The sequence below is a fragment of the Massilia rubra genome (assembly GCF_011682065.1).
GTDB classification, from domain to species: domain Bacteria; phylum Pseudomonadota; class Gammaproteobacteria; order Burkholderiales; family Burkholderiaceae_D; genus Telluria_A; species Telluria_A rubra.
Genome location: NZ_VUYU01000005.1, coordinates 16,464 through 32,777, shown reverse-complemented (window position 1 = coordinate 32,777; position 16,314 = coordinate 16,464). Strand labels below are relative to the sequence as shown.

At 63.0% G+C, this 16,314-nt stretch carries 15 protein-coding genes; 5 read left to right on the top strand and 10 right to left on the bottom strand.

Going from position 1 to position 16,314, the window contains the following annotated elements:
- Positions 1–15: 15 nt before the first annotated feature.
- Positions 16–666 (bottom strand): PilN domain-containing protein, encoded by a 651-nt coding sequence (locus tag F0185_RS08730; protein ID WP_167223517.1) that lies wholly within the window; start codon positions 664–666, stop codon positions 16–18.
- Positions 666–1,739 (bottom strand): pilus assembly protein PilM, encoded by a 1,074-nt coding sequence (locus tag F0185_RS08725; RefSeq protein ID WP_167224015.1) that lies wholly within the window; start codon positions 1,737–1,739, stop codon positions 666–668. The genes F0185_RS08730 and F0185_RS08725 overlap by 1 nt, the downstream gene beginning before the upstream one ends.
- A 352-nt stretch (positions 1,740–2,091) precedes the next feature.
- Between F0185_RS08725 and F0185_RS08720 the strand changes: the two genes are divergently transcribed.
- Positions 2,092–4,434 (top strand): penicillin-binding protein 1A, encoded by a 2,343-nt coding sequence (locus F0185_RS08720; protein WP_167223515.1) that lies wholly within the window; start codon positions 2,092–2,094, stop codon positions 4,432–4,434.
- A gap of 176 nt (positions 4,435–4,610) precedes the next feature.
- Here F0185_RS08720 and cyaY read toward each other — a convergent pair whose 3' ends face one another.
- On the bottom strand, positions 4,611–4,940 hold the full coding sequence (cyaY, locus tag F0185_RS08715) for an iron donor protein CyaY (protein WP_167223513.1): 330 nt from the start codon (positions 4,938–4,940) through the stop codon (positions 4,611–4,613).
- A 41-nt stretch (positions 4,941–4,981) separates the two neighbouring features.
- Between cyaY and lptM the strand changes: the two genes are divergently transcribed.
- Together lptM and lysA are read left to right on the top strand one after the other, a co-directional pair.
- The gene (gene lptM / locus F0185_RS08710) at positions 4,982–5,146 is read left to right on the top strand and encodes an LPS translocon maturation chaperone LptM (protein ID WP_167223470.1); all 165 of its coding nucleotides are present in this window, start codon (positions 4,982–4,984) and stop codon (positions 5,144–5,146) included.
- A 17-nt stretch (positions 5,147–5,163) separates the two neighbouring features.
- Positions 5,164–6,441, top strand: coding sequence for a diaminopimelate decarboxylase (gene lysA, locus F0185_RS08705; protein ID WP_167223511.1), 1,278 nt, complete (start codon positions 5,164–5,166; stop codon positions 6,439–6,441).
- A 15-nt stretch (positions 6,442–6,456) separates the two neighbouring features.
- Here the strand turns inward: lysA and F0185_RS08700 are convergent, their stop codons facing one another.
- The 6 genes from F0185_RS08700 to F0185_RS08675 all read right to left on the bottom strand — a co-directional run bounded on the left by F0185_RS08700 (position 6,457) and on the right by F0185_RS08675 (position 13,355).
- Positions 6,457–7,503 (bottom strand): Rpn family recombination-promoting nuclease/putative transposase, encoded by a 1,047-nt coding sequence (locus tag F0185_RS08700; protein WP_167223509.1) that lies wholly within the window; start codon positions 7,501–7,503, stop codon positions 6,457–6,459.
- 42 nt (positions 7,504–7,545) lie between these two features.
- Positions 7,546–8,163: a protein-methionine-sulfoxide reductase heme-binding subunit MsrQ gene (gene msrQ, locus F0185_RS08695; protein ID WP_167223506.1), complete on the bottom strand. Its 618-nt coding sequence runs from the start codon at positions 8,161–8,163 to the stop codon at positions 7,546–7,548.
- A gap of 4 nt (positions 8,164–8,167) precedes the next feature.
- Complete coding sequence (gene msrP, locus F0185_RS08690) at positions 8,168–9,154, bottom strand: protein-methionine-sulfoxide reductase catalytic subunit MsrP (RefSeq protein ID WP_167223504.1); 987 nt, start codon at positions 9,152–9,154, stop codon at positions 8,168–8,170.
- A gap of 77 nt (positions 9,155–9,231) precedes the next feature.
- Positions 9,232–10,404, bottom strand: a complete 1,173-nt coding sequence (gene ccsB, locus F0185_RS08685) for a c-type cytochrome biogenesis protein CcsB (protein ID WP_370663990.1) — start codon at positions 10,402–10,404, stop codon at positions 9,232–9,234.
- A 36-nt stretch (positions 10,405–10,440) separates the two neighbouring features.
- Positions 10,441–12,543 (bottom strand): cytochrome c biogenesis protein ResB, encoded by a 2,103-nt coding sequence (locus tag F0185_RS08680; protein WP_167223500.1) that lies wholly within the window; start codon positions 12,541–12,543, stop codon positions 10,441–10,443.
- Positions 12,544–12,677: 134 nt separating this feature from the next.
- Entirely contained in the window at positions 12,678–13,355 is a 678-nt protein-coding gene (locus F0185_RS08675) for a c-type cytochrome (protein ID WP_167223498.1), read from the bottom strand.
- 199 nt (positions 13,356–13,554) lie between these two features.
- Here F0185_RS08675 and yihA point away from each other — a divergent pair, with 199 nt between their 5' ends.
- Both yihA and hemB read left to right on the top strand, forming a co-directional pair.
- Positions 13,555–14,277: a ribosome biogenesis GTP-binding protein YihA/YsxC gene (gene yihA / locus F0185_RS08670; protein WP_229476843.1), complete on the top strand. Its 723-nt coding sequence runs from the start codon at positions 13,555–13,557 to the stop codon at positions 14,275–14,277.
- A 33-nt stretch (positions 14,278–14,310) separates the two neighbouring features.
- Complete coding sequence (gene hemB / locus F0185_RS08665) at positions 14,311–15,321, top strand: porphobilinogen synthase (protein WP_167223496.1); 1,011 nt, start codon at positions 14,311–14,313, stop codon at positions 15,319–15,321.
- 62 nt (positions 15,322–15,383) lie between these two features.
- On the opposite strand, the gene F0185_RS08660 is transcribed toward hemB, so the two are convergent.
- The gene (locus F0185_RS08660) at positions 15,384–16,292 is read right to left on the bottom strand and encodes a hypothetical protein (protein WP_167223494.1); all 909 of its coding nucleotides are present in this window, start codon (positions 16,290–16,292) and stop codon (positions 15,384–15,386) included.
- Between the last annotated feature and the right edge of the window lie 22 nt (positions 16,293–16,314).

Sequence of the window (16,314 nt, the reverse complement as noted above, 5' to 3'; positions counted from 1 at the left end):
TCCAATCCGATCTGGCTAGGGGGCCGCTGTCGCGGGAGCCGGCGAGCCGGGGGCGGCAGTGGCGCCGGCGAGCGGTTTCTGGCCCGGCTTGAGCGCTTCATTCTTCTCGCGCTGGCGCTTGATGAACAGGTTCAGCGTAAATTCGACGACTTTCTTGCCGGTTTTACTCTGTGCCAGTTGCGCCGCGCGCACCTCGGTCAGGTCGGGACGTTCGAGCCATGGGGAATTGCCGGCGATATTGCGCAGCAGTTCAGCCACCCGTTCCTGCGACTGGGCGAAACCACCCACGGTGACCCGCTGGCCCTCCTGCTTGAAGGTCTTGAGGTACACCCCCTGCGGCGTCTGCCTGACCAGTTCGTCGAGCAGGTAGACCGGCTGGTTGCGCTCGCCCTGCAAGTCTTCGACCGCCTGCTGGCGCGCCTTGAGCGCTTCGATTTCCTGTTTCAGGTTGGCGATCTCGGCGATCTTCTTGTCGAGTTCGACGATGGCCGCGACAAACGCGCCATTGCGTTCTTCCTGGATCGAGATGCGGCGCGCGTTGTAACCGCCGACGGCGATCACGACCAGCACGCCGAGCACGGCCGACAAGGCCATCAGGGCGATGAAGGCGCTCTTCTTTTGCTTGCGCTTTTCTTCCCGGTGGGGAAGCAGGTTAATTTTAATCATCAGCCAAACCTCCGCAGTGCCAACCCGCAGGCGACAAGGTAGGCGGGAGCCTCGCTGCGCAGCTGCTGCTCACGCACGGACGGACCGAGCGACATGCCCTTGAAGGGCGATACCACCGCGCTGGAAATCTTGGTGCGGCTGGCCACGATGTCGAGCAGGCCGGGAATGAGCGCGCAGCCGCCGGCCAGGAACAGCTGGTCGATCCGCGTGTAGGGCGTCGAGGTATAGAAGAACTGGATCGCGCGGGTCACTTCGAGCGCCGCGTTTTCCAGGAATGGCGCGAGCAGGTCGGCCTGGAAGTTGTCGGGCAGGTCGCCCGCTTTCTTCTTGGCGTCGGCTTCGTCGAAGGACAGGCCGTACGAGCGCACGATATCCTGGGTCAGCTGGTTGCCGCCGAAGGGTTGCTCGCGCTCATAGATGGTCTCGCCGTTGAGCATGACCGAAATATGCGTGACCTGGGCGCCGATCTGGAACAGCGCCACGATCTGGCCGGTGGAACCCTTCATCTGCGAGGTCACGCGTTCGAGCGCGGCGCGGGCGGCGTACGATTCGATATCCATCACCACCGCGGTCAGGCCGGCCGCTTCGGCGATCGCCACGCGGTCCTCGACCTTTTCCTTGCGCGAGGCGGCCAGCATGACGTCGATGTCGTCGGCCGAATTGGCGGCCGGTCCGATCACGTCGAAGTCGAGGCTGACCTCGTCGAGCGCGAAGGGAATATACTGGCTTGCCTCGGACTCGACCTGGATCTCAAGCTGGTCTTCGGACATGCCGGCCGGCAAGATGATCTTTTTGGTGATCACCGAGGCCGGCGGCATGCCGAGCGCGACCAGCTTGACGCGGGTGCCGCTTTTCTTCCAGACCCGGCGCACCGCCTCCGAGACCTGCTCGATATTTTCGATATTGCCGTCGACGACCGCGCCGCGCGGGAACGGTTCGGACGCATAGCGTTCGAGGCGCAGCTCGTTTTTGCCGACCACGACCAGCTCCACCAGGCGCACGCCCGACGTGCTGATGTCCAGGCCGAGCAACGGCGGGCTGGATTGACCGAACAAGGAACCTAAATTGACCATCAAGACCGTACTCCCTTACCTACCTATAATCAATGCTTACGCTGCAAAACGGGCCTTGCAGAACCAAAAAAGAAGTGCCCGACGCGGGGGAATTTGCTACAAAACCGCCATTTAGCATCTATACATAAGGCAGTACATTAAATCGTAGCAATAAGCGTGATCCCATGTAAAGGTATTTCTGTTTTGAAATTTTATGCCTGTGGGCTGGAATACGACACTCTGTGAACTGCTCGTCATCACAGTTGTCGGAGGGGTACAAATGTTCCTAAAGGCAAGTACTCGGCAGGCTGCCGCAGGCAGTGGCGGTGCATTATAATGAGGGGCACCCATAAAAGCGAAAGATTCGACCCGCATGAGCCCTTCCAAAACGGACGCCAGCAACCCCTCCCCCGCGCGCAAGCGCTCGCCCAAGCGACTGTTGTTAATTGTCCTCGGGAGCCTGGTCGGCACGGCCCTGGTGGGCTTGCTGATCGTGGTCTTCGCGCTGGCCATGGCGTACCCGAATCTGCCGCAACTCGACACCCTGACCGACTACCGCCCGAAGATGCCTTTGCGCATTTTTTCGGCCGATAATGTGCTCATCGGCGAGTTTGGCGAAGAGCGCCGCAACCTGGTGCACATCAAGGATATTCCCGAGATCATGAAGAAGGCGGTGCTGGCGATCGAAGACGACCGCTTCTACCAGCACGGCGGGGTCGACTACACCGGCATCCTGCGCGCGGCCGTGCACAACGCCACCGGCGGCGCCAAGCAGGGCGCCTCGACCATCACCCAGCAGGTGGCGCGCAATTTCTTCCTCTCGAGCGAGCAAACGCTCAAGCGCAAGGCCTATGAAGTGCTGCTGGCCTGGAAGATCGAGCAAAGCCTGACCAAGGACCAGATCCTCGAGGTCTACATGAACCAGATCTACCTGGGCCAGCGCGCCTACGGTTTCGCCTCGGCGGCGCAGATCTACTTCGGCAAGAACCTGAAAGACATCACCGTGGCCGAGGCGGCCATGCTGGCCGGCCTGCCCAAGGCGCCGTCGGCCTACAACCCGGTGGTCAACCCGAAACGCGCGCGCACGCGCCAGCAATACATCCTGCAGCGCATGCACATGCTGGGCTACATCACCCCGGCCCAGTTCGAAACGGCCAAGGCCGAGAACTTGCGCATCAAGTCCGACAGCAGCGAATTCGGGGTGCACGCCGAGTACGTGGCCGAAATGGCGCGCCAGCTGGTGTACGAGCAATTCAAGGAAGAAACCTATACGCGCGGCCTGAACGTCTTCACCACCGTCACCAAGGCCGACCAGGATGCGGCCTACCTGGCCCTGCGGCGCGGCGTGATGGACTACGAGAAGCGCCATCCGTACCGTGGTCCGGAAGCGTATATCGACATCCCCAAGTCCAAGGAAGAAGCCGACGAAGCGATCGAAAACGAACTGGCCGAGCATCCCGACAGCGACGACATCATCGCCGCCATGGTGCTCGAAGCGACGCCCACCGGCATCACGGCGGTGACCGCCTCGGGCGAGGAAGTCAAGATCAGCGGTCCGGGCCTGGCATTCGCCCAGGGCTGGTTATCGAGCAAGGCCGCGGCCAACCGGCGGGTCAAGCGCGGCGCCGTGATCCGCATCAGCCAGGATGGCGGGACGGCCTGGTCGGTCACCCAGATGCCGCAGATCGAATCGGCGTTTGTCGCGGCCGACACCACCGATGGCGCGATCCGCGCGCTGGTGGGCGGCTTCGACTACAACCGCAACAAGTTCAACCACGTCACCCAGGCCTGGCGCCAGCCCGGCTCCTCGTTCAAGCCCTTCATCTACTCGGCCTCGCTCGAGCGCGGGCTGTCGCCGGCGACCATCATCAACGACGCCCCGATCTCGTTCGACGCCGGCCAGACCGGCGGCCAGGCCTGGGAACCGAAGAATTACGACAGCAAGTACGAAGGACCGATGACCATGCGGCGCGGGCTGACCAAGTCGAAGAACATGATTTCGATCCGCATCCTCAACAAGATCGGCGCCAAGTACGGCCAGGAATACGCCACCCGCTTCGGCTTCGAGGCCGAGAAGAACCCGCCCTACCTGACCCTGGCGCTCGGTTCCGGCTCGACCACGCCGCTGCAACTGGCCGGCGCCTACGCGGTGTTCGCCAACGGCGGTTTCCGGGTCAGTCCCTACCTGATCTCGAAGGTTACCGACAGCAACGGCAAAGTTTTGTCGCAGGCCACGCCGGACAAAGCGGGCAATGAGGAGAACCGGGTGATCGATGCGCGCAATGCCTTCCTGGTCGACAGCATGCTCAAGGACGTGGTGCGCTACGGCACCGCCACCAAGGCACTGGCGCTGAAACGCACCGACGTGTCGGGTAAAACCGGCACCACCAACGATTCGATCGATGCCTGGTTCGCCGGTTACACGCCGAAACTGGTGGGGATCGCCTGGATCGGCTACGACCAGCCCAAGAACCTGGGCAACAAGGAAACCGGCGGTGGGCTGGCCCTGCCGATCTGGATCGGCTTCATGCAAAAGGCGCTCAAGGGCGTGCCGAACGAGGAACGGGTGGTGCCCGAAGGGCTGGTGATGGCCGGCGACGACTATTACTATGCCGAGAATCCGCCCGGCACGGGAGTGCAGAGCCTCGACATCGGCGCGCGCGGCACGCCGGCCGAGGAAAAGGTCAAGGACGCGGTCAAGAACGAGCTGTTCTGACGCAGGCAAGGCGGACGCGGTGTAAAACCGGACAACCGGGGTCAGACCCCGGTGTTGCCGGTTGGGGTCTGACCCCGGTTGTCCGGTTTTACACCGTGTTGCCGGTTGGGGTCTGACCCCGGTTGTCCGGTTTTACACCGTGTTGATGGTTGGGGTCTGACCCCGGTTGTCCGGTTTTACACCAGCGTGACGCTGGCGCCGCCCTGGGCACTGGCCAGCTCGGAGAGCGCGGCGAACAGTTCGCTGCCGTCGCGCGTGTTGATCCAGGCGCCGCCCTCCCGCTTGTAGTGGAAGCCGCCCGACTTGGCCGCCACCCACAGTTCCTGCATCGGGGCCTGGCTGTTGACGATGATCTTGCTGCCGTTGTCGATGAATTCGATCTCCAGCACATTGCCGCTGCGCTTGCACTCGACATCGATGACATCCTCGTCGTTCAGCCGGTCCATCGCCTCTTCGATCGTGTTCAAGGTCGTTTCGGCCAGGTCCAAAAATTCTTTTTCGCTCATGCTACACTCCAAGGTCTGCCAATCAAACCGTGATTCTAATCGTGAAGTCTTCATCCGCGCTCAATATCGGCATCGCCGCCGTGGTCTTTGGCTTGCTGGCAGGCTGCGGCCAGGCCGGCCCGCTGTACCTGCCCAAGCCACCGGCCAAGCCCGCCACACAGGCCGTTCCGCTGCCACCACCGCCAGCCACCCCGGCTGCTAAATAACCCTTTTCCCTCAGACCATGTCGCATTTCTTTCATCTGGACGGCGTCCTGCACGCCGAAAGCACCCCCCTGTCCCGCATCGCCGAGGAGTTCGGCACGCCGACCTATGTGTATTCGAAAGCGGCATTGCTGGAAAACTTCGATGCCTTCGCCGACGCCTGCGCCGGGCGCGACGCACTGGTTTGCTATGCGATGAAAGCCAATTCGAACCTGGCCATTCTCGACCTGCTGGCGCGCCGCGGCGCCGGTTTCGACATCGTGTCGGGCGGCGAACTCCTGCGCGTGATCGCCGCCGGCGGCGATCCGGCCAAGGTGATTTTTTCCGGGGTCGGCAAGAGCGTCGACGAAATGCGCCTGGCGCTGTCGCACGACATCCTGTGCTTTAACGTCGAGTCGATTTCCGAACTGCACCGTTTGAACGAGGTGGCCGGCGCCATGGGCAAACAGGCGCGCGTGTCGCTGCGCGTGAACCCGAATGTCGACGCCAAGACCCATCCATACATCGCCACCGGCCTGAAAGCGAACAAGTTCGGCGTCGCCTTCGACGATGCGCTGGCCACCTACCGCAGCGCGGCCGCCCTGCCGCACCTGACCCCGGTCGGCATCGATTGCCACATCGGCTCGCAGCTGCTGGACGACGCGCCGCTGCTCGAAGCGCTCGACAAGCTGATCGAACTGGTCGACGCGCTGGGCGCCGAAGGCATCGTGCTCGAGCACCTCGACATGGGCGGCGGCATCGGCATCAACTACGGCGCCGCCGGAGACAGCGCCCCGGTGCCGGTGGCCGATTACCTGGGCCGCGTGTTCGCGCGCATCGACGCCTGGCGCGCGGCCAGCCATGGCGGCGCGCCGATCAAGGTGATTTTCGAGCCGGGCCGCGCCATCGTGGGCGACACCGGGGTGCTGCTGACCCGCGTGGAGTTCCTCAAGCCTGGCGCGGAAAAGAATTTCTGCATCGTCGACGCCGCCATGAACGACCTGATGCGCCCGGCCCTGTACCAGGCCTGGATGGATGTGCAGCAGGTCCGGGCCGGCACGACGCCGGCGCTCAGCTACGATGTGGTCGGGCCGGTGTGCGAGTCGGGCGACTGGCTGGCGCGCGAGCGCGACCTGAGCGTGGAACAGGGCGACCTGCTGGCGATCATGCAGGCCGGCGCCTATGGGTTTACGATGTCGTCGAATTACAACACGCGCGGCCGCGCCGCCGAAGTCATGGTCGATGGCGACACGGTGCACCTGGTGCGCCGGCGCGAAGAGCCGGCCGAGCTGTTCGCGCTCGAATCGATGCTCAAGTAAGCCGGGCGGCGGCGCCTAGACGGGCGGCGCCGCATCGGCGCCGAACAAGCCCGCCAGGCTGGGCGCGGTGACGCTGCGCTCGATCCAGGTTTCCAGTTCTTCTTGCGTAGCCCGGTCCAGGCGTTGCACGGCCTGCTCCGGGACCGCGCCGAAGCGGATGCGCAATACCTTCTCGAGCGTCGCCCGCAGGGCCATGACTTGTCCTTCCGCCCGGCCTTCCGCCCTGCCCTGCGCCCTGCCTTCCGCCCTCATTTCTTCTTTGGATATCCCGGCCAGGGCGAGCCCCTCCTGACGGCCGATCTCGCGCAACTCCTCGGCCCAGTTGATCATTGTCGCGTCCATGTCAGCGTCCTCCAAGCTAGCGATGTCAAACAATGCCTGATTGTCATTCCTGCGCGCCGCCAGCGTCTTCCACCACGCCCATACCGAGGTGCGCAGACTGGTCTGGGGCGTGTCCCTGAACCAGGCCAGCAGCGCGCGCAAATGCGTATGTAAGACATCGGGGATGTGAGAAAGTTCGATCCGGAACAGCAGCGCCAGCAGGTCGTCGTTCGCCTCCAGCGCCGCCGGGTCCAGGCGCTGCTGGTCGATCAGCACGTAGCGCTGCGATGGCTGCAGCGCGGCCAGCCCGGCGGGGGCTTCCATCAGCAACTCCGCCAGATCGATGCTGGCATTCCAGCGCGGTCCGCCGTTGTACAGCACCAGCGGCAATAGCGGCGGCAAGCGCAATCCGGGCGACAGTTCGTGGCGCTTGACCAGATCCTGGCACAGCAGGCCGACGTAGGTCTGCATGCGCAGCGCCATCCAGCGGTCCACGCCGGACTGGCATTCGAGCAGGATGTAGACGTACAGAAACTCGTCGCCGAGCTGCACGCGCCAGACAAGGTCACCCTGGCGTGCCGACGGCCGCTCGCTGACGTAGTCCGTGTTGATGCGCTTGAAGGCCGACAGGGCCACCCCGTCAAGCAGCTTGAACGGCGTAAAGCCGGTGATCAGTTCGCGCACCATTTCCGGGTGGGCAAACAGGGCGCGGTAGCCGAGGTCGTGGGATTGGGTAGTCATGGGGCATTCTAGCCAGTGCCCCTGCCGCGCCTTTGCGCTGCCTCAAACGCGCGCGGCGGCCTTCTGGCGGCTCCACCACACCCGCAGACCCAGCAGTAACGCGACGATGGCGCCGGTAATGAGCGGTTCGGTGAAGTTGTTCTTGCCGGCCTTCATCCACCAAAAATGCAGGATCGCCAGCGGTGCGATCACATAGATGAGCCGGTGCAGCCACTGCCAGCGCTTGCCGCCGAGGCGCTTGATCATGCCGTTGGTGCTGGTCACGGCCAGCGGAATGAGGAGCACGAAGGCAATAAAGCCGACGGTGATGAAGGGCCGCTTGAGGACATCCCGGAACATTTCCGCCACGTCGAAAAAATGGTCGAACCACAAAAAGGTCAGGAAATGCAGGCAGCCATAGAAAAAGGTGAACAGGCCCGCCATGCGGCGCAGCTTGACCAGCCAGTTCCAGCCCGTCAGGCGCCGCAGGGGCGTCAGCGCCAGGGTGATGCACAGCAAATACAGCACCCAGTCGCCGGTGCCGCGCGTGATGAATTCGAGCGGCTCGACCAGTTGCCCGCTGACGGTCAGGTACACCATGCGCGCCAGCGGCACCAGCGCCAGCGCGAACAGGGCGGCCTTGATTGCCGACAGTTGCTTCGGAGCGGGATTGAACGCCATCGGCTCAGAAGTTCTTTTTGAGGTCGAGTCCGCTGTACAGCGAGCCCACGTCGTAGCCGTTGAACATCAAGGTCTTGCGCTTTTTCTGGAAGAAGCCGTCTTCGCCAATGCGGCGCTCGCTGGCCTGCGACCAGCGCGGGTGATCGACCTCGGGATTGACGTTCGAGTAAAAACCGTACTCGGACGGCGCCGACACATTCCACGCCGTGCGCGGCTGCTCCTTGACGAAGCGGATCTTGACGATCGACTTGGCCGACTTGAAACCGTATTTCCAGGGCACCACCAGGCGCACCGGCGCGCCATTCTGGTTCGGCAGGGTCTGGCCGTACATGCCCAGGGTCAGCAAGGTCAGCGGATGGTTGGCTTCGTCGATGCGCAAGCCCTCCACATACGGCCAGTTCAGCACGCGGCTGGAAACGCCCGGCATCTGCGCCTTGTCGGCCAGGGTGACGAACTCGACGTACTTGGCGTTGCCGGTCGGCTCGACCTTCTTGATCAGCTCGGACAAGGAATAGCCGATCCACGGAATCACCATCGACCAGCCTTCCACGCAGCGCAGCCGGTAGACGCGCTCTTCAAGGGGCGCCAGCTTGAGCAGCGCATCGAGATCGAGCGTCATCGGCTTTTTGACTTCGCCTTCGATCGTCACCGTCCACGGACGCGTCTTGAGCGTATGGGCGTTCTGGGCCGGGTCGGACTTGTCGAGGCCGAATTCGTAGAAGTTGTTGTAGGTCGAGGCATCCTTGAACGAAGTCTGCTTGTCGAGCGAGGCGTAGGCCGGATTGGGCTTGCCGGCCAGCTTTTGCGGCGCCGCCGCGGCCGGCGCGGCCGCGAAGGCTTCGCGGTTGGCCATTTCCCACAGCGCGCCGCCGGCGGCCGCGCCGACCGCCATCCGGGCAATGAAGCGGCGACGCGACTCGTACACCGCCTGCGGCGTGATTTCGGATGACAAGGGCAGGTCAAGCCCGTTGGGACGACGTGTGATCAGCATGGGCGGCTCCGGCAATTCAGATAGGGTGGAGCTACCTTACACCAACTTGCCGCTGTCCGTTGATGACAGTTTCGTCATTAAAGTTTGCCATAAGAATGCAGGCCCGACAGGAACATGTTCACGCCCAAAAACGCGAAGGTGGTCACCACGAGGCCGATCAGCGCCCACCAGGCCGCCACGCGCCCGCGCAGGCCGGTCATCAGGCGCATGTGCAGCCAGGCCGCGTAGTTGAGCCAGACGATCAGGGCCCAGGTTTCCTTCGGATCCCACGACCAGTAGCCGCCCCAGGCTTCGGCCGCCCACAGGGCGCCCAGGATGGTGGCCACGGTGAAGAAGGCGAAACCGACCGAGATCGACTTGTACATGACGTCGTCGAGCACTTCCAGCGACGGCAGGCGGTCCTGCAGGTAGCCGGCCGACTTGACCAGGTAGGCCGAACCGACCATGGCCGCCAGCGCGAACGTGCCGTAGCCGATGAAGTTGGCAGGCACGTGGATTTTCATCCACCAGCTCTGCAGTGCCGGCACCAGCGGCTGGATGTCGGCGGCGTCGCGCGTGACGGTGTACCACAGCAGGAACACCACGGCGGCGGCGATTACCGGCAGCACGAAGGCGCCCAGCTGGCGGGTGGCGTAGTGTTGCTCGTAATACAGGTAGAACATGGCGGTGATCATCGAGAACAGGATGAACACTTCATACAGGTTCGACACCGGAATATGGCCGACATCGCTACCGATCAGGTACGACTCGTACCAGCGCACCATCATGCCGGTCCAGCCCAGCACCACGGCGGCCCAGCACAGCTTGGAGCCGACCGAGGAACCGAAATTCGATCGGCTGGCCAGCCCGACCCAGTAGAACACGGTCGAAAACACGAACAGGGTGCTCATCCACAAGATCGCGGACTGGCTCGACAGCATGTATTTCAGGAAAAACTTCGTGTTCGCCGCGGCCAGGTTGTGGTCGTACAGGCTGATGGCCCAGAACGACAGCAGGGCCACTAGCGGCATCAGCCAGCGCACCGGCTTCCAGTGCCAGCCGAGCGCGGCGAAGGTCGGCGCGGCCAGCACCAGGATCACCTTTTCGTAGATGTCCATGTAGGCGCCGTAGGTATTTAGCGCGAACAGGGCGGCGGCCAGCAGGACGGCGGCGAACAGCCAGTCGAGCGGATCGAGCCGCTTGAAATAGCCTGGCGCCTGCTGGTAAGTCTGCGCTGGTGCGCCTTGCGGTGGTTGTGTGGCTTGCATCATGTTCTCCAGTGCTGCTGATACGCGTGTCGGCCCAGCTTACGCCAACTGCGGCAGCTTGGCTTTCAGATCGTTAAATTCATGCTCGAAATCAAGCGTTTTTCGTTGCGTGCTCATCGCCATCAGGGCGTGCGCGGGGCCGCCGGCCTCGCCGTCGCGCACCCAGACCCACAGGCGCCGTTCGCGGATGTAGAACATGGCGAACACGCCCAGCACCAGGAACACGCAGCCGAGGTAGACCACGGCCTTGCCCGGCGAGCGCGTCACCTGCAGCACCGAGGCCTTGATTTCGACAAACTCGTCGAGCTGCAGGTAGACCGGGGCGCCATAAAAGAAGCTGTCGGACAGGGCGTTGGTGGCCAGTTGCAGGAAGCGCGCCTGGGTCTCGTCGCCGGCCACCGGTGGCAAGCCTTCTTTTTCGCGCGCGGCCTGCCACAGTTCCCACAGGGTGCCGTTGAGGATCTTCATGAAGATATTGGCGGCCTTTTCCTGCTCGGCGGCGGGGATCTTTTCAAGGAAGCGCGAGACCGCCGCGTAACCGCCCTGCTTGCCGTCACCGGCGAAAATGGCCAGGCTTTTCGACGACGATTCCTGCAACTGGCGCGCCAGGGCGGCGGCCGGGCTGTTGCTGGTGGACGGCATGGCGCGCCGCGCGTAGCGTTCGGCCGCCAGCTCGCGCAGGGCCGGGTCGGCCAGGGCGGCGCGCAGGCGCATCCATTCCTTGACCGTATGCGCCTCGTCCGAGGGAATGCGCAGGAAGCTGAACGGCTCGTTGGGCGAGGCGCGCACGCCGGCCAGGAACACCTGGACCCCGTCGATGGTCACCGGCTGCATGTAATTCTGGTATTCGCGCGCCTGGCCGGTCTTGTCGCGCAGCTTGTACTGCACGCTCGGGCCGACGTTCTTCAAGTCCTTGTTGCCGGCGTTCTTGCCGGCCGAGCCGGAATGCTTGTCGAGCTTGGCGGCGAACTGATCGTTCAGGCTCTGGCCCTTGGTGACGGCGCGCGCATCGTCCTTGCCGCCGGTGTTTTCGACGTTGAACGCGCGGAAGGTGCTCCATTCGACCGTGTACTCGTCGGCGCCGCGCTTGAGCGGGGTCGACGAGTTCACTTCGCCTTCCATCGTAAACGACGCCTGGTCGGTGCCGCTCATCGGGTAGCCGACCAGTTTGAGCTTGCTGCCGCCATCTTCGAAGCTCGACTGGTACACCGCCACGCCCTTGTAGATCAGCGGTTCGTTGACCTTGATCGTGGCCGGGAAAGTCTTGCCGGTTTCATGGTCGCGGATCACCACTTCGCTGGCGAACAGCTTGGGCATGCCGGTCGAGTAGAAATCGATATTGAAGCGCTTTAACTGGATCGTGAACGGCAGCGGCTGCAGCAGCGAGCCGTCCGGACGCGGGATGATCGCGATATCGCTCGACTGGCCTTCGGGAATGAGGGTATTGCCGCGGTAGGTCGGATTGCCCAGGCTGAGACGATGCTTTTCGGGAATCTCGGAAATCAGGCCGCCGCCCACGAACGGCGTCTTGCCCAGGAACCACTCCTGGAACTGGATCGGGATATCCGAATCGAGCATGCCGCCGACCAGGATGATGATGATCGAGCTGTGCGCGAAGATATAGCCGAACTTGTTGGCCGCGCCCTTCCTGGCCGCCACCAGGGTGCCATTGTCTTTTTCCACGATCTTGGCCGCGTAGCCGGCGTCGACCAGGCGGGCGGCGCTCTGGCGCGCCAGCTCGGGGCGCGAGAGCGGCGCCGTCCATTCGGCCTTGTGGTGGAAATTGCGCAGCGAGCTTTCGCGCACATTGTCGCGCCAGCTGCGCATGTCCTTGATCATTTTCGGCGCGTTGCGCACGATGCACAGGGCGGTCGAGAGGATCAGGAACACCAGGATGAGCAGGAACCACCAGGCCGAATACACCGCGTACAGGCCGAGCTTGTTGAAGACATCGAACCAGAACGGACCGAACTGGTTGACATAGTTGGGCATCGGCTGGTTTTGCGTGAGCACCGTGCCGATCATCGAGGCAATCGCGATGATGGTCAGCATGCTGATGGCAAAGCGCATCGACGAGACCAGCTCGACCGCCTCGGCCAGGACGGGGCGGCGCGTATTTATGACAATTCCGGTGGTGCTCATTTCTACAAATCCCTATGTGCAGGCACAACATAACCCGCGAGGATACCAACAAAAAGGGCAGCCCGCTTGCGCGCCGCCGCCCCTTCGACCTTCCCTGGCAAAACGCGCACCGTGCGGCACGCGTTTTGTTGTGCTTATTTCAAGCCGGCGATGTAGTCCGCGACAGCTTTCATTTCGTCGTCCGACATGCGCTTGGCCAGGGTCGTCATCTGCACGCTGTTCTTGCGCGCGCCGCTCTTGAAAGCTTGCAGCTGGCTGATGGTGTAATCCTGGTGCTGGCCGGACAGGCGCGGGAATTGCGCCGGCATGCCGTTGCCGTTGGCGCCGTGGCAGCTGGCGCAAGCGGCCACGCCGGTGGCGGCAATGCCGCCGCGATAGATGTTCTTGCCGAGCAGGACGGTATCCTTGTTCTTGGCCGCGCCCGCTTTCGGGGTTTGCGTGGACAGATAGGCGGCGATGTTTTTCTTTTCATCGTCCGAGAGCATCTTGGCGAAGCTCGTCATCACCGGATTGACCCGGTTGGGCGTGGTGAAATCGATCAGTTGCTTGTGGGTGTAAGCCTCGAACTGGGCAGCCAGCTTCGGATTGGCGGCGATGGTCGAATTGCCGGCCGCGCCGTGGCAGGAAGCGCAGGCGGGCAAGCCGCGCGCGGCGTCGCCGCTGTCGTACAGGGTAGCGCCTTTAGCGGCGTCGGCCTTGACTGGGGCGGGTGCATGCTCGGCGGCGGACACGAGGCCCGACACGGCAAAGGTAGCCAGCAGCAAGGATTTCACAAACGCCGCTCCGGCGGCCGGTAAAAACGCACGATTCATTCAAACACCCTGAGACAAGTCGAAAATTGGTTTTGTTGAAAATTTCCGGTCCAGACCTGCCCCGGAAATTCGGTTCTAATGTAGTGCAAACGATCTTGTGTGCTCGCCATGGCTTTTGCGTGACAACAATTCGTAACCCCTTATTGTACAATAGCTTTCTCGCGTTATCGCCCCTCTTGTTGCATTTTCTGCCCATCCCATGTCCAAACTCTGGCAAGCCCGCTTCTTTACGACCGTCAACCAACTGCGTGACCTGCCCGATACGCAGGCCCCGGAAATCGCCTTCGCCGGCCGTTCCAACGCGGGAAAGTCGACCGCCATTAACATTCTGACAAATCAGAAAGGCCTCGCGTTCGCGTCCAAAACGCCGGGTCGCACCCAGCACATTAACTATTTTTCGATCGGTGGCGCCCACGTCGGGCAACACCGCAAGGATGCCACCATCGTCGAGGAAATCGAAGCGCTGCTGGTCGACTTGCCCGGCTACGGCTACGCCGAAGTGTCCGGCTCGGCCAAGCTGCACTGGCAAAAGCTGCTGGGCGACTACGTCCAGCGCCGCGAGCAGCTGGCCGCGCTGGTGCTGATCATGGATTCGCGCCGTCCGTTCACCGAACTGGACGTGCAGATGCTCGAATGGTTCGCCCCGACCGGCAAACCGATCCACTGCATCCTGACCAAGGCCGACAAGCTCAACCGCAACGAATCGACCAACGCCCTGCGCCAGGCGCGCATGATGCTCGAAAGCTATGTCGATGAAGATGGCGAAGGTTTTCCGTTCACGGTGCAACTGTTTTCGGCGCTCAAGCGCGTCGGCATCGAGGAAGCCAACGACAAGATCATCGACCTGCTGGGCTTGACGCCCATCGAGGCCGATCCGGACACGCCGCTGGTCGACCCGGTCGACAGCGACGACGAGGCCTGATTCCCTGATTTTTTGTTCACTCGGAAAAAAACGATGTCTACTCTGCCAGTGCAGTTCCCCGCCACGCGCATGCGCCGCATGCGGCGGGACCCGTTTTCGCGCGCCATGGTGCGCGAGAACACGATCACTTCTTCCGACCTGATTTATCCGGTCTTCATCGTCGACGGCGTCAACCAGCGCCAGCCGATCTCGGCAATGCCGGGCATCGAGCGCCTCTCGGTCGACCTGCTGCTCGACGTGGCCCAGGAGTGCGTCAATCTCGGCATTCCGGTGCTGGCCCTGTTTCCATCGATCGATGCGTCCCTCAAAACGGCGGATGGGGTCGAAGCAACCAACCCGGACGGCCTGATTCCGCGCGCCGTGCGCGCACTGAAAGAGCGTTTCCCGGAACTGGGCGTGCTGACCGACATCGCGCTCGACCCGTACACCAGCCACGGCCAGGATGGCCTGATCGACGAGAACGGCTACGTGCTCAACGACGAAACCACCGCCATGCTGATCCGCCAGGCCCTGTGCCACGCCGAAGCCGGCGTGGACGTGGTGGCGCCGTCGGATATGATGGACGGGCGCATCGGCGCCTTGCGCGCCGTGTTCGAGGAGCAGGGTTACATCCACACCCGCATCATGGCGTATTCGGCCAAGTACGCATCGGCGTTCTATGGACCGTTCCGCGAAGCGGTCAGCTCGGCGGCGTCACTGGGCAAAAGCGACAAGTTCACTTACCAGATGGACCCGGCCAACGGCAACGAAGCGCTGCGCGAAGTGGCGCTCGATATCGCCGAAGGGGCCGACATGGTCATGGTCAAGCCGGGCATGCCTTACCTGGACATCGTGCGCCGCGTCAAGGACGAGTTCAAGGTGCCGACCTTCGCCTACCAGGTCAGCGGCGAGTACGCGATGATCAAGGCGGCCGCGCAGAACGGCTGGCTCGATCATGACAAGGTGATGATGGAAGCGATGATGGCGTTCAAGCGCGCCGGCGCCGATGGCGTGCTGACGTATTTTGCACTGGATATTGCGCGGCTGCTCAAGGCCCGCGCCTGAGGTCGTACTAGTCGCGATATAGACAAAAGGGCGCTGCGGCGCCCTTTTGTCATTCCGCTGGCTCAGCGCCCCCTGCGGTTCTCCGGAAACATTTCCTTCTGCAAGAAATCAGCCAGTTCCGCCGTATCCTCCACCCGCGCGCTCATCTTCACCACGCGCTGCAAGCGGTGCGAATCCCATTCGAAGTCGCCGGTCTTTTCCTTGCGGATAATTTCGATCATCTTCTTGATCACGGCCGTCTCGATATCCCTCTCATTACCCAGCTCGACCGTGACTTCCTGCAGCCAGCGCCGCTTGAAGCTCGGATTCCAGCCGCGGAACTTGACCGTGGCCGTCATCGCATTCTTTTTCACCTCGAACACGCCGCCGGTATCGTTGCGGTCGTCGCCCATGCTGCGCCCGTTGGCCGCCGCGATATTCGCCTTGGCGATGCGCATGCCGCGCTCGGCCGCGCTTTCCTCGGCCGGCTGCTCGCTCTCGGTCTGGCCGCGCGCGCGGCGCCGCGCTTCGATCGCGGCCGCCATGTCGGTCTCGGGCGCCACCGCGGGCGGGCGCACCGGCTTGGGCGGCTCGGGAACGTCGGCTTGCTTGACCGGCTTTTCATTCGGCAAGGTGATGGTGTCGGGCAAACGCTGGACCCTGGCCACGGTGGGCGGCTTGGGGCGCGCCTGGGTAGTCGGCTTGGGCGTGGTTTTCGGCTGTTCCTTCGGCTGCGGCTTGGGCTTGTTCTCGGGCAGCGGCGTGACGTAGGTGATTTCCCCGCCCGAATTTGGCGGCGGCGCTTTTGTCTCTTTTTGCGGATTGAATACCCACAGCAGCAGCAACAAGAGGTGCAAGGCCACCGTGACGCCCACGCCGACCGAATTGAAGCGCTTGACCTCGTAACTGGGCACCGCGTAACCGGGCAAGGGCTGACCGCAATGCTCGCAGTAGCCGCTGTTCTCGGTCGAATGGTGGGAATGGTCGCGCAAAATGTAAACAGCTTTCCAGGGA

What these genes read in the sequence shown, in the direction of transcription:
- F0185_RS08730 (WP_167223517.1), bottom strand. Translation starts at nt 666, where the DNA reads ATGATTAAAATTAACCTGCTTCCCCACCGGGAAGAAAAGCGCAAGCAA.
- F0185_RS08725 (WP_167224015.1), bottom strand. Translation starts at nt 1,739, where the DNA reads ATGGTCAATTTAGGTTCCTTGTTCGGTCAATCCAGCCCGCCGTTGCTC.
- F0185_RS08720 (WP_167223515.1), top strand. Translation starts at nt 2,092, where the DNA reads ATGAGCCCTTCCAAAACGGACGCCAGCAACCCCTCCCCCGCGCGCAAG.
- cyaY (WP_167223513.1), bottom strand. Translation starts at nt 4,940, where the DNA reads ATGAGCGAAAAAGAATTTTTGGACCTGGCCGAAACGACCTTGAACACG.
- lysA (WP_167223511.1), top strand. Translation starts at nt 5,164, where the DNA reads ATGTCGCATTTCTTTCATCTGGACGGCGTCCTGCACGCCGAAAGCACC.
- F0185_RS08700 (WP_167223509.1), bottom strand. Translation starts at nt 7,503, where the DNA reads ATGACTACCCAATCCCACGACCTCGGCTACCGCGCCCTGTTTGCCCAC.
- msrQ (WP_167223506.1), bottom strand. Translation starts at nt 8,163, where the DNA reads ATGGCGTTCAATCCCGCTCCGAAGCAACTGTCGGCAATCAAGGCCGCC.
- msrP (WP_167223504.1), bottom strand. Translation starts at nt 9,154, where the DNA reads ATGCTGATCACACGTCGTCCCAACGGGCTTGACCTGCCCTTGTCATCC.
- ccsB (WP_370663990.1), bottom strand. Translation starts at nt 10,404, where the DNA reads ATGATGCAAGCCACACAACCACCGCAAGGCGCACCAGCGCAGACTTAC.
- F0185_RS08680 (WP_167223500.1), bottom strand. Translation starts at nt 12,543, where the DNA reads ATGAGCACCACCGGAATTGTCATAAATACGCGCCGCCCCGTCCTGGCC.
- F0185_RS08675 (WP_167223498.1), bottom strand. Translation starts at nt 13,355, where the DNA reads ATGAATCGTGCGTTTTTACCGGCCGCCGGAGCGGCGTTTGTGAAATCC.
- yihA (WP_229476843.1), top strand. Translation starts at nt 13,555, where the DNA reads ATGTCCAAACTCTGGCAAGCCCGCTTCTTTACGACCGTCAACCAACTG.
- hemB (WP_167223496.1), top strand. Translation starts at nt 14,311, where the DNA reads ATGTCTACTCTGCCAGTGCAGTTCCCCGCCACGCGCATGCGCCGCATG.